At 65.4% G+C, this 11642-nt stretch carries 13 protein-coding genes; 6 read left to right on the top strand and 7 right to left on the bottom strand.

All coding sequences use genetic code 11. The annotated features are described in order from the left end of the window. The 3 genes from AP428_RS20840 to AP428_RS20830 all read left to right on the top strand — a co-directional run. A partial coding sequence (locus tag AP428_RS20840) for an NADH:flavin oxidoreductase/NADH oxidase (protein ID WP_054928360.1) occupies positions 1-1090 on the top strand: 1090 nt, incomplete at its 5' end. A 137-nt stretch (positions 1091-1227) separates the two neighbouring features. Beyond that, positions 1228-2298, top strand: coding sequence for an AI-2E family transporter (locus tag AP428_RS20835; RefSeq protein ID WP_011694722.1), 1071 nt, complete (start codon positions 1228-1230; stop codon positions 2296-2298). 221 nt (positions 2299-2519) lie between these two features. Further along, entirely contained in the window at positions 2520-2894 is a 375-nt protein-coding gene (locus tag AP428_RS20830) for a hypothetical protein (protein WP_034174823.1), read from the top strand. A 39-nt stretch (positions 2895-2933) separates the two neighbouring features. On the opposite strand, the gene AP428_RS20825 is transcribed toward AP428_RS20830, so the two are convergent. The 3 genes from AP428_RS20825 to AP428_RS20815 form a co-directional block, all read right to left on the bottom strand. Further along, complete coding sequence (locus AP428_RS20825) at positions 2934-3728, bottom strand: SDR family NAD(P)-dependent oxidoreductase (RefSeq protein ID WP_012338247.1); 795 nt, start codon at positions 3726-3728, stop codon at positions 2934-2936. A 398-nt stretch (positions 3729-4126) separates the two neighbouring features. Continuing rightward, complete coding sequence (locus AP428_RS20820) at positions 4127-4681, bottom strand: inclusion body family protein (protein WP_054928359.1); 555 nt, start codon at positions 4679-4681, stop codon at positions 4127-4129. Positions 4682-4801: 120 nt separating this feature from the next. Beyond that, complete coding sequence (locus tag AP428_RS20815; RefSeq protein ID WP_054928358.1) at positions 4802-5356, bottom strand: AidA/PixA family protein; 555 nt, start codon at positions 5354-5356, stop codon at positions 4802-4804. A gap of 355 nt (positions 5357-5711) precedes the next feature. On the opposite strand from AP428_RS20815, the gene AP428_RS20810 reads away from it, so the two are divergent. Further along, positions 5712-6269 (top strand): inclusion body family protein, encoded by a 558-nt coding sequence (locus tag AP428_RS20810; protein WP_006479130.1) that lies wholly within the window; start codon positions 5712-5714, stop codon positions 6267-6269. A gap of 254 nt (positions 6270-6523) precedes the next feature. Beyond that, positions 6524-7369: an AraC family transcriptional regulator gene (locus AP428_RS20805; protein ID WP_011694723.1), complete on the top strand. Its 846-nt coding sequence runs from the start codon at positions 6524-6526 to the stop codon at positions 7367-7369. Between the two features lie 12 nt (positions 7370-7381). On the opposite strand, the gene AP428_RS20800 is transcribed toward AP428_RS20805, so the two are convergent. From AP428_RS20800 to nthA, 4 genes are all read right to left on the bottom strand, one after another. Then, entirely contained in the window at positions 7382-7969 is a 588-nt protein-coding gene (locus AP428_RS20800) for a LysE family translocator (protein WP_006485658.1), read from the bottom strand. A gap of 187 nt (positions 7970-8156) precedes the next feature. Next, positions 8157-9419, bottom strand: a complete 1263-nt coding sequence (locus AP428_RS20795; RefSeq protein WP_011547799.1) for a GTP-binding protein — start codon at positions 9417-9419, stop codon at positions 8157-8159. After that, positions 9416-10069: a nitrile hydratase subunit beta gene (gene nthB / locus AP428_RS20790; protein WP_011547798.1), complete on the bottom strand. Its 654-nt coding sequence runs from the start codon at positions 10067-10069 to the stop codon at positions 9416-9418. The genes AP428_RS20795 and nthB overlap by 4 nt, the downstream gene beginning before the upstream one ends. A 44-nt stretch (positions 10070-10113) precedes the next feature. Continuing rightward, complete coding sequence (gene nthA / locus AP428_RS20785) at positions 10114-10713, bottom strand: nitrile hydratase subunit alpha (RefSeq protein ID WP_011547797.1); 600 nt, start codon at positions 10711-10713, stop codon at positions 10114-10116. A 512-nt stretch (positions 10714-11225) separates the two neighbouring features. Here nthA and AP428_RS20780 point away from each other — a divergent pair. Further along, on the top strand, positions 11226-11642 hold a 417-nt coding region (locus tag AP428_RS20780; RefSeq protein ID WP_231691702.1), incomplete at its 3' end, for a transporter.

Below are 11642 nucleotides of genomic sequence, written 5' to 3'. Positions count from 1 at the left end.
GTTCAAACTCAAGGATGTCACGCTGCGCAACCGCATCGCGGTGCCGCCGATGTGCCAGTACGTCGCCGAAGAGGGCGTCGTCAACGACTGGCATCACGTGCATCTGGCCAGCATCGCGCGCGGCGGCGCGGGCCTCGTGATCGCGGAGGCGACGGCCGTGTCGCCGGAAGGCCGCATCACGCCGGGCTGCGCCGGGTTGTGGAACGACGCGCAGGCCGAGGCATTCGCGCCGTCGGTCGCGGCGATCAAGGCGGCCGGCGCGGTGCCCGGCATCCAGCTCGCGCACGCGGGTCGCAAGGCGAGCGCGAATCGCCCGTGGGAAGGCGACGACCATATCGCCGACGGCGATCCGCGCGGCTGGCAGACCATCGCGCCGTCGGCCGTGCCGTTCGGCGCGCACCTGCCGAAGGTGCCGCGTGAAATGACGCACGACGACATCGCCCGTGTGCAGGCCGACTTCGTCGCATCGGCGCAGCGTGCGCGCGACCTCGGTTTCGAATGGCTGGAACTGCACTTCGCGCACGGCTATCTCGGCCAGAGCTTCTTCTCGGTGCATTCGAACCAGCGCACCGATGAATACGGCGGTTCGGCTGACAACCGCGGCCGCTTCCTCGTCGATACGCTCGCGGCCGTTCGCAAGGTCTGGCCCGAGCATCTGCCGCTGACCGCGCGCCTCGGCGTGATCGAATACGACGGCCGCGACGAAGAGACGCTCGCCGAGTCGATCGCGCTCACGCAGCGGATGAAGCGGGAAGGGCTCGACATGCTGAGCGTATCGGTCGGCTTCTCGACGCCGACCGCGCAGATTCCGTGGGGCCCGGCATTCCTCGCGCCGATCGCCGAACGCGTGCGCCGCGAGGCCGGGCTGCCGGTATCGTCCGCGTGGGGAATCGACACGCCGCAACTGGCGAACCGCGTGGTCGAGCAAGCGCAGCTCGATCTCGTGATGGTCGGCCGCGCGCACCTGGCCGATCCGCACTGGCCGTATTACGCGGCCAAGCAGCTCGGCGTCGAGCGTCCGTCGTGGACGCTGCCCGCGCCGTACGCGCACTGGCTCGAGCGCTACCGGGTCGCCGACAAGGCGGCGTAAGCGGGGCGTGTCGATGCAGCGCCGCGGCGGTGCGCGCATCCCGCGTGCCGCCGATCCGGCGCCGATGGATAGAATGGCGGTTCGTCCAGGCCGATTGCCTGGGCGAACCGCCTTTTTTTCATTTCGACAGAGGTGCCATGGGCGCACATGTCCCGTCGTCTCACGATTCCGCCGCGCGGCCGCGCGTCCAGCAGATCGCCCGCGTCGCGCTGTATGCGGCGCTGCTGTTGCTCGCGCTGTGGGTGATCCGCGACTTCATTCCCGCCATCGCCTGGGCCTGCGTGATCGCCATCGCGATGTGGCCGCTGCTGAAACGCTTCGAATCGCACCGGTTGTTCCGCAGCCGGCCGACGCTGATCGCCACTGTCATCACGGCGGCGATTTCGCTGCTCGTGGTGCTGCCGGTGGCCGTCGCGACGACCCAGGCGTTCGCGCAGGCGCATGACCTGCGCGAATGGCTGCACACGGTCCAGGACAACGGCATTCCGCTGCCGGACGTGGTCAGCCGGTTGCCGTACGGCGCGGCGCAGATCACCGAATGGTGGCAGGCCAATCTCGGCCATCCGCTGCATGCGGCCACCGCGATGCACGGCGTCAACGGCGAGAAATTCATCGCGTTCGGGCGGCAATTCGGCACGAAGCTCGCGCACGTGCTGCTCGAATTCGGGTTCATGCTCGTCACGCTGTTCGTGATCCTGCGCGCCGGCCACAAGCTGTCGGGTGCGTTGCTGCAGGGCGCGCGGCGCGCGTTCGGGCGCAACGGCGCGGAACTGATCGAGCGGATGGTCGCGGCCGTGTACGGCACGGTGACGGGGCTCGTCGTCGTCGGGCTCGGCGAGGGCGCGCTGCTCGGCGTCGCCTACGCGCTTGCGGGCGTTCCACATGCGGCGCTGCTCGGCCTCGTCACGGCGGTCGCCGCGATGCTGCCGTTCTGCGCGCCGGTCGTGTTCTGCGGCGCGGCGCTCTGGCTGTTCGTGCAGGGGGCGACCATGTGGGCCGTCGTGGTCGCGGCGCTCGGGTTCATCGTCGTGTTCGTCGCCGAGCATTTCGTGCGGCCGGTGCTGATCGGCGGTTCGACACGGCTGCCGTTCCTGCTCGTGCTGTTCGGCATCCTCGGCGGCGCCGAGACGTTCGGCCTGATCGGGCTGTTCGTCGGCCCTGCGCTGATGACGGTGCTCACGATGCTGTGGGCCGAATGGATCGCTTGAGCGCGCATGCCGCTGCACCGGTTCGACGTCGCGGTGCAACGGCGCGGCGGGCCGCGCATGCGAAGGCCGGCTGCAACGATCGCTGACGATTCGGCTGGTGCGGATGCGCGCAAACGCAGGGATTCGGATGAAGATCTCTACATTTCTTTTCGATCCGGACCCAAAGGTCGAGTAGCATGGGGCTTTCGATCACGCCGGTAGGCGCAGCAGATTTCCCGAGCATGCGATTGATTCCGATGGCCCGTCCCGCAGCGACGCTGTCCCTGGCCGCCAGCTGCCTGATGTTGCACGGCTGTGCGTGGTTCGACTCGTGGCTGCCGTTTTCGTATTCGCGCACGCCGCTTGCACGGGCCGCGTCGCGGCACGGCGCGACGCGCGCCGACGTCGTCCGCGCCGCCGGCAACCCGCGCAGCGTCTGGATGGTCCGCAACGGCAGCGGCGTCTGCTACAACTACTTCATCGAGCACGGCAACGATCATCGTGCTTTCTTCGTCGTGTTCGACAAGGCCGGCGTCGTCACGCAGCACGGCTTCGATTCGTGCATGGACGCCGACCGCAAGGGCACGCTCCAGCAGGGCAAGAGCGCGTCGCGATAGGGCGGGAGCCACGCGCCGCGCGAGCGCGTCATACTGCCGTCACGCTATCGTGTCGACTACACCGCCGTCGACGCGCAACGCCGCGCCGGTCGTGGCCGATGCCTGCGGCGAGCACACATACACGACCAGGTTCGCGACTTCCTCCGTCGTCGCCGGCCGCTGGATGATCGAGCTGGCGCGCTCGCTGCGCACGAATTCCACTGCAATGTCGTCGATGCTGCGGCCCGTTTCGTCGGCCTGCGCCTTCAGCATCTCGCGCACGCCTTCCGACATCGTCGGCCCCGGCAGCACCGAATTGACGGTCACGCGGGTGCCGGCCGCGAGCTTCGCGAGGCCGCGCGCGATCGACAACTGCGCGGTTTTCGTGAACCCGTAATGAATCATGTCGACGGGGATGTTCAGGCCCGATTCCGACGAAATGAACACGATGCGCCCGGCATTGCGTTCGATCATCCCTTTCAGGTAATGCCGTGCGAGCCGCACGCCGGACATCACGTTGATCTGGAAATAATGTTCCCATTCGGCGTCGTCGATGTCGAAGAACGCCTTCAGGCCGTAGATGCCCGCGTTGTTGACGAGAATGTCGGCATTCGGCGTGTGCTGCGTGACGCGCGCGACGCCGGCCGCGTCGGACAGATCGGCGGCGACGCCGTCGAAGCTTGCGCCGGGCACGGTGTCGCGCAGTTTCTCGAGCGCGGATTGCACCGACGGGTCGCTGCGGCCGTTGACGACGACATGCGCACCGGCGCGCGCGAGCCCTTCGGCGATCGCGAGCCCGATGCCCGCGGTGGAAGCGGTGACGACCGCGGTCTTGCCTTTCAGATCGATCTGCATGAGCGTGACGGGGAGGAGTGAACGAGGGCCGCCGCGCGTGCCGCGGCGGACGGAATTCAAAGCTTAGGCAAATTCCGCTCAATAGGCCATGTCGCGCGCGCGTCGGCAGCGGTCACGCGGGAATTCCGGGGGGCGAAGTGACGTGCTGCCGGGTATGGCGGACGCGCGAGATTCCTGTCGGTTCGGGGCACCCGGGCGCGAAATTGGTATCCCGCGCGTGCTTCACCCGCCGGATACCGAACCGATGACGTATTCGCCAGCTGCGACGGCAACCCGTCGATATCCGGCCCGCCAGGATCGGCGCAACAACCGATCCTGGCGGATACCGTGCATGCCGCTGGCCTTCTCGCGACCCACGCTCGCAGAACGGGCGAACCGTCAACGATGAAACGCGAAGATCACGAACACGTGACGAACCAGTCCCACCAGTAGTATCCCAACAACTCCTGGGTACTTCGTTCCAGCGTATAGAGCCCGAAGCAGGCGCCAAGCGTTTCGATCCCGCTCTCTCTCGCCTTGGCGCCGATGCTGACGAACGTTTGCGGCTGCGTCAGCGGCGGCAGGCCGTCGCGCATTTCGGGGTTCGGTTGCACGGCGTTCACGTCGAGGAAGTCCTGCGAAAACGGATTGAAAACTTGCTGGCCGAACAGGTGCGAAACCTGATAAATCAGCACCGCGTCTTCCGCGTTCTCATAGAGAGAGACTGCCCTGAGCGAAACCGTGTCGCCGGGATACAGCGTCAGAACGGGGTCCGCCGGGCCATTTCCGATCGACGCGCCGCGCGCGCCGGTGTAAAGCAGGCGCACGGCGCGATGATCGACGGCGATCGGTAACTCGGGCTGCTTGCTCGGATGCGGGTACCTCAGCTTGATATATTCCGTGTCGATGACGGCGAGGATGTCGATTTGCTGCGCGGTCGTGTCGCGAGTGAAGCTTCCAAGATCGGCTGTCATACGGGTGCTCCATTTTGGTTTATCGCGGAAAAGGTGCGGCACCCTGGGGGGCGCCGCGTAAAACCTGCCGACTTGAATCGCCCCGTATCGCATCGGAGCGAGTTGTCGGGGGCGCTCGCTTCAAGCAGCGGAGGCTTGCCAGACCCAGAAGAAATAGCCGAACAAGGATTTCCTGTTTTGGCTCCGCGTATAAAGCGCAAAACTCGTCCCGAGGTTCTCGACTCCGAAGGATTTTGCTACGGCGTCGAACCGTTGAAAGACTTGGGATTGCGCCGAGATCGCAATGATGTCGGGCGTCTCGGCAGCGCTCGCCGCGCCAGCCTGTTCGATGGTCACCGCGGTAAACGGACCGAACACCTGAGCGCCCGAGTATTGCTGGACGTGGTAAATCAGCGCAGCGTCTCCCGAATTGTCGGATAGCGACGTCCCCATCAGGGATACCTTGTCGCCAACATTCAATTTCAGGCCCAGATTACCGGTTCCTTCCGAACTGCTCACGCCGGGCGTGTGGCCGTTGAGCATGAACAACGCAGTGCTGGCGATGCCGGTCGGATTTTGCGCGTTCAGGCTCGGATTGGGGTAACTCTTCTTTATGTAATCCGTGTCGATAACGGCAAGAATTTGAATGGACTGAGCGACTTTTTCCAGGTTGATGATATTCGGATCGACTTTCATTTGAATGCCTCCATGACAGGCTAATTGCCCGTTCGGTGCGCGTGGCGCATCGGCGATGCGCTTCGTCAGTATTGTCCATTTATATTTGTTTTAGTACCTGTCAGGTTTGATGGGGAATTTATTTTGGGGAGAATTAATTTTTTAGATCGGGAGGGGGGCGTGTAATCGACTGTAATTGATTTTTATTGATTTTCCGGGTCTGAATTACAGGTTGTTGTATGCGAGGTCAAGCGCTCGTCACCGCGTAATCGGTTGTAATTGATTTTGGTGGGTGAATGAATTGATATTGTCCTTGACGCGCTAATGACGTGTCGTCGGACTCAAATTCATAACGCTTAGTGAATGGAGATTAACCATGGCTTCCGAAATCACGCTTGCATCAAGCGCGCAGGACATCAACATCATCGCGGTGATCGATACGGAATGGGTCAAGAAGACGTATCCGAACCCGAGCCAGAATCAGGCCGCGCCGACGGGCATCGCCCACAATGGCCAGTTCCTGATCTGCACCGGTGCGCGTGGCGTCAAGGGGCAGGGTACGGCCGACCTGGAAATCACCGCCTACCCGGGTGACCGCGTCCAGTTCACCGGCGTGTCGATCTACGACAACTCCGACGATGCCGTGATCATCTACAACATCCCGCGCTATCAAGGCGACGAGGTATTCAACCCGTTCGTCTGCAACACGGTCGTCCGCAATGGCGCGGTGGAACCCAACCCGGATTCGGGGACCCGCAATGGCCTCCCGCCGCTGAAGAAGCAACTCACGTTCGCGACTTTCGACTCGTCGGTCCGGCGAAGCGGGACGGAATATTTCGGCGTGTGCTTCGCGCTTTACAAGCTCGTCGGCGGGCAGAACCAGGAACTGTTCGGCTACTACTGGTGGGACCCGAAGATCATCGTTCCGGCCTGACCCGCTGCTGTCGGTTTCAGCGCCCGAGCATGCGGAAACGCGTGTGCAAGCAGAGGTGCAGGGCGGGCGCTGTTTCAGCGTAAGCGCGTCATCCTCCGCACCTCGTGCGGGAAGTCGGCGGCGCAGGGTGGTGCCCACGATCATGTCCGTGGGCACCACCGTTCTGCGCAGCGGCGAAGCAGCGCGATCCGGTTGCGCGGCGCCACACAGTCTTGTACGGTGAGCGTTCGTCGTTCGAACCCGGAGCCCACCGCGTGAGCCGTACCGCCAACCGATCCGCCGTACCGTCGCCGTTCTGGCGCGATACCGCGCTGCCGTTCATCGAGGCGCGCACCGTCGACGACGGGCGCGCGATCTGCTACGCGAAGCACACGCACGACACGTTTTCGGTGGGCGCGATCGTCGGCGGCACGAGCACGTACGTGAACGGCGCGACGAACGCGCACGTCGGGCGCGGCGTGCTGGTGATCATCGACCCGGAGCAGGTGCACGCGTGCAACCCGTACGGCCCCGATGCATGGGCGTACCGGATGGTCTATGTCGACGTGCCGTGGCTCGCGCGGCTGCAACATTCGCTGGGCGGCGATCCGAACCGCGATTTTCACGGGTTTTCGCCGAAGTTGACCGAGCGCGGCGATCTGTTCGCGCGATTTGGCGGCTTCTACCGCACGCTCGTGTCGCCCGGCATCGATGCGCTCGGCAAGGAGAGTGCGGCGGTCGAATTCTTCACGGCGCTGCACGGCGCGCTCGACCGCGAACTACCCGATGCGCGGCCGGGAGACGACAACGCAAAGCTTGCGCGCGCGGCCGACTACATCGCCGCCCATTGCCGCGAGGCCGTCACGCTCGATGCGATCTGCGCGGCGGCCGACCTGTCGCCGTCGTACCTGATCCGCGCATTCAATGCGCGTTACGGGATGACGCCGCATGCATTCCTGATCGATCGGCGCGTGCAGTACGGCCGCACCGAATTGCGGCGTGGCAGGCCGATCGCCGAAGTCGCGCTCGACGCCGGCTTTGCGGACCAGGCGCATTTCCAGCGCGCGTTCCGGCGGATCGCGGCCGCGACGCCCGGGCAGTACCGCAGCGCGATGCGCTGACCGCCACGACGGCTACACGTCGAGCAGAAACAGCGCGCTGCCCGCGAGCAGCAGCGCCATCAGCCGGTTGAACACGCGCATGCGCCGCGCGTTCGCGAGCCGGTGCCGCAGCGACGCGCCCGCATAGCCCCAGCATGCGATCGACGCGAAGCAGATCACCAGATACAGCGCGGCGAACTGCCAGACCTGCGCGCGATCGCCATCGGCCGCATACGCGCCCATCGCGGCCACGCACGCGAGCCACGCCTTCGGATTGAGCCACTGCATCGCCGCGCCGGACGCCGCCGACGGGCCGGCCACGTGGGGATCGGCCGACAGCCGGCCGTCGTCGAGCGCGAGTCGCAGCGCCATATACAGCAGAAACGCGATCCCCGACCACTGCGTGGCCGTCGTCAGCACGGGCCAGCGCGCGAGCGCCGCGTGCAGGCCGAGCCCGATCAGCAGGAACAGCGCGACGAAGCCGAGCGTCGCGCCCGCCGCGTAGCGCAGGCTCGCGCCGAGGCCGTGGCGGGCGCCCGCGCTGAGCGCGACGATGTTGACGGGACCGGGGGTGATCGACGAGGCGAGCGCGAACGCGGCCATCGAAACCAGCATGCTCATCAGGTGTCTCCATGCGACATGTCGAAAGTCGCATCGAGACTACGGGCGCGGCGCCGGCCCGTATTGAAGAAAACTGCCCTCGGCGGCGCTGTCGGGATTCACGTCACGCTGAATCCGGCGCAGCGCTCACGAGCCGACCGAAAGCGACAGGACGCAGGCGTGGCCGCCGAAGCCATCGAGTCTCATTTCACGGATGGGCGGGCGTCGCGAGCGCGTCGAACGCGTCGGCTTCCGGAAGCTGGCGCCACGACTCCGGGCCTGCGTCGATTTCTTCGACCGTCAGCAGGCACGCATCGAGTTCGCGACGCAACCGGACGTGATCGATCGACTGCCCGATGAACACGATTTCCTGCCGGCAATCACCTGCCGGCTCCTCCCATTTCTTCAGCACGCCCTCGCGACGATAGTCGTCGTGTGGCCAGTCCGACGGTGGCGTAAACCGCCACCATCGGCCAACGTAGCCCCACTGGAACGTGTCGCCGGCCTGCACGAGCATGGCGGTTTCCGCATATCGGTGCGCGGCCCACACATAGCCCTTGCAGCGAAGCAGTCGGCCGTTGGTCCAGGGGCGCCGCAGCCACGCGAGCAGGCGCGCCGGATGAAACGGCGCACGTTCGCGATAGACCCACGACGCGACCCCGTACGCATCCGATTCCGACGGGCGTTCGTCGGCCTGCATGCGTTGCATCCATCCCGGCGATTCGACGAGCGCCGGCAGATCGAAGCGCCGCGTATCGAGGACGTCCGACGGATCGACCTTGCCGTGCTGCATCGGCAGGATTCGCGCGGACGGATTCAGTGAGGCCAGAATGGCGCGCAGCCGCTCGAAACCCGCGTGGCCGATCCGGTCGAGTCGGCTCACGAGGATCACGTTCGCATATTCGACTTGTTCGATCAGCAGGTCCGACAGCGTGCGCGGCGGACCGGCATCGCCGCCGTTCGCGGGCGGGGCGTCGTGCGTGACGGGTTCGGCCGACGCGATCATGTCCTCGAACGTCTCGCCGTTGACCACCGTGACGAGCGTGTCCAGCCGCGCGAGTTCGCTGAGGCTGAAACCGTCCCGGTCGAGAAACGCGAACGTCTCCGCGACGGGCATCGGCTCCGAGATGCCCGTCGACTCGATCAGCAGGTAATCGAAGCGACGCTGCCGCGCCAGCGTGCTGATCTGCTCGAGCAAATCGGCGCGCAGCGTGCAGCAGATACAACCGTTGGTCATTTCGACCAGTTCGTCCTCGCCTCGATGCAGCTCGACGTTGCGCCGCACGTCGTCGGCGTCGACGTTGACCTCGCTCATGTCGTTGACGATCACGGCGACCTTCAGGCCGGCGCGATTGCGCAGGATGTGGTTCAGCAACGTCGTCTTCCCGGCGCCGAGGAAGCCGGACAGCACGGTGACCGGAATCCTCGGCGCCGGGGCGGCCGGCAAGTGTCGATTGGCCGGCGTCGTCATGCGCTCTGCCCGGACGCGCGATCCAGGTAGCCCTCGAACAGGTCGACCACGACATAGCCGTCGTCGGCGGCGTCGCCCCACAGATCCTTCACGCGGAACTCCACATGATAGGTCGGCTGATGCGCGGCGCCGGTGTCGCCGTGGCCGATCGCGTCCGGGAATGGCCACGATTCGGTCGTCCGGTGCAACACGACGCCCGTCTTGCCGCGAACGTAGCCCGGCGCGCGGATGTGTCCGCTGACGTATTCGTCGCGAACGACGACGCGATCGCCGACCTCGAACCGCGTCGACCCGGCCGGGGCCGCCCGGCCGGCGGAGCGCGGCGGGTTCGCGAGCCGGAAAGGCGAACCGAGCGCGCGGTCGAGTTCATCCTGCGTGAGCACGCCGGTTTCGACGAGCAAGGTCGCGGTCGCGATCACGTAGCGCTCGTAGTAGCGCGTGCCGACGTGCTGGCGCACGTCGATGCGTTCGACTGCGTGACGTACCTCGTCGACGCTGAATTTTTTCAGTTGGTCCACCCCGACGAACATCAGGCTGTACGCGAGATGTTCCCAGTCTTCCTTGAAGACCGGTTTGTAGCCGAGGCTGTTGATCGTATGCGGCACCGGGCCGAAACCCTGGAATCCGCCGAGGTCGTGAAAGCCGTCCATATGTGATCTCCGAGAGGAAGGTCGAGAGCGAAACGTGGTGCGAGTCAGTGCGCGCGCGGCAGCGCAACGCCGATCAGCACGTCCTTCGTGACGAGCGCGCGCAGTTGTTCCTCGGTCATGTGCTCGCTGCCGGCCGGCCGCACGGGCAGCACGAGATAGCGGCTTTCGGCAGTCGTATCCCAGACCTTCACGACGACGTCGTCGGGCAGGTCGGTGCCGAGTTCCCGCAGCACCGTGCGCCCTTCGCGGACGAGCCGCGCACGATATTCGAAGCCCTTGTACCACTCGGGCGGCAGCCCGAGCACCGGCCAGTTCGTGCATGAGCACAGGCTGCAGACGATCACGTTCTTCAGCGTCGGGGTGTCCTCGAGCGCGACGATGTATTCGCCCTGCGGGCCGGTGTAGCCGAACTGCGCACAGGCGGCCGTGCCGTCCTTCAGCAGAAGTTCGCGAAATGCCGGGTCGACCCACGCACGCGCGACGATGCGCGCGCCGTTGGCCGGGTCCCAGGTCGTGGACATCAGCTCGGTCAGCGTGTCGATATAGCCGTCGGGAATCAGGTTCTTCTCCTTCATCACGCGAAACAGCGCCCAGGCGCGTTCGCCGGGCGTCGAGACGGTTTCCTCGGAAGGAATCGTGTTCATCGTGGGGCTCCTTGTCGTGGTTCGGGTCGACCGCCGCCACGGCGTGGCGACTGCCGTGGCGGGGGGCAGGCGTGTCGTGTCGGTCACGCTCGACGAGCAGGGTAAGAAGAGAAAAAGCGCGGTTCTTTGCCGGCACGGATCGGAAACTGTGCCGAGACGGCCCCGGTGCGCGGCAGGCGCCGATGCGCACCCGGAGGCACGGCGATGCGCGGCGTCGACAGCGCGTCCGGCATGAAACTGGGGCAGCCCGCGCACGTTGCTCGACCGCCGCGGGGCGCTGGCTGCGCAGGTCCGCCACAGCCAATTTCTTGTTCCGCCGGAAAACAGAAATGCGGATTTTGCCTTTCTATTCTCACCCTCAAGCGACGGCCGTCCGGTGTCGCGAATCGTCGGCGCTCTCCGAGTACCGGCGGAATAACAGTCAGCCAGCACCCCGCGATTCCACCGTCCGGCAACGGTTCCCGTTCGTCGTACGTCGAGCGTGGCGGTGTCTGCGCATCCAGGTGAGGAGCATGATGGACAACGTCAACAGAATGAAACTGAAGCGGATCGCGCGCTGGATCGGCCTGTCGCTGATGGTCGTCGCATCGCATTACGCGGGCGCGGTCGAGGTCGATCCCGGCGACTACGAGCAGTATCCGATCGGCGCGACGATCGGCGTGCTGTACTACAACTATTCGGCGACGAACGCGTACTACGCGAATGGACACCGGACGTCGGATTTCGATCTGCAGTCCAATGTCGGCATCGCCCGCCTGCTGCATGTGTTCCAGCTCACCGACCGGCTCACGATCGATCCGCAGGTGTTGCTGCCGTTCGGTCATATCAGCAGCTTCGGTAACGCCGGCGCGCTTGGCAGTACGAATGGTGTCGGCGACGTGATCCTGACCGCGCCGTTGAAATTCCGCCTGAACGAAGCGAAGGACGTC

Source organism: Burkholderia sp. E168m22 (genome assembly GCF_001319805.1).
In the GTDB taxonomy this organism is placed as follows: domain Bacteria; phylum Pseudomonadota; class Gammaproteobacteria; order Burkholderiales; family Burkholderiaceae; genus Burkholderia; species Burkholderia orbicola.
This window is presented reverse-complemented; position numbering and strand designations above follow the sequence as displayed.

Excerpts from the sequence above, each read along its gene's own strand:
- AP428_RS20820 (WP_054928359.1), bottom strand. The coding sequence starts at position 4,681 with ATGACAGCCGATCTTGGAAGCTTCACTCGCGACACGACCGCGCAGCAA.
- AP428_RS20830 (WP_034174823.1), top strand. The coding sequence starts at position 2,520 with ATGCGATTGATTCCGATGGCCCGTCCCGCAGCGACGCTGTCCCTGGCC.
- AP428_RS20815 (WP_054928358.1), bottom strand. The coding sequence starts at position 5,356 with ATGAAAGTCGATCCGAATATCATCAACCTGGAAAAAGTCGCTCAGTCC.
- AP428_RS20810 (WP_006479130.1), top strand. The coding sequence starts at position 5,712 with ATGGCTTCCGAAATCACGCTTGCATCAAGCGCGCAGGACATCAACATC.
- AP428_RS20825 (WP_012338247.1), bottom strand. The coding sequence starts at position 3,728 with ATGCAGATCGATCTGAAAGGCAAGACCGCGGTCGTCACCGCTTCCACC.
- nthB (WP_011547798.1), bottom strand. The coding sequence starts at position 10,069 with ATGGACGGCTTTCACGACCTCGGCGGATTCCAGGGTTTCGGCCCGGTG.
- nthA (WP_011547797.1), bottom strand. The coding sequence starts at position 10,713 with ATGAACACGATTCCTTCCGAGGAAACCGTCTCGACGCCCGGCGAACGC.
- AP428_RS20795 (WP_011547799.1), bottom strand. The coding sequence starts at position 9,419 with ATGACGACGCCGGCCAATCGACACTTGCCGGCCGCCCCGGCGCCGAGG.
- AP428_RS20835 (WP_011694722.1), top strand. The coding sequence starts at position 1,228 with ATGGGCGCACATGTCCCGTCGTCTCACGATTCCGCCGCGCGGCCGCGC.
- AP428_RS20800 (WP_006485658.1), bottom strand. The coding sequence starts at position 7,969 with ATGAGCATGCTGGTTTCGATGGCCGCGTTCGCGCTCGCCTCGTCGATC.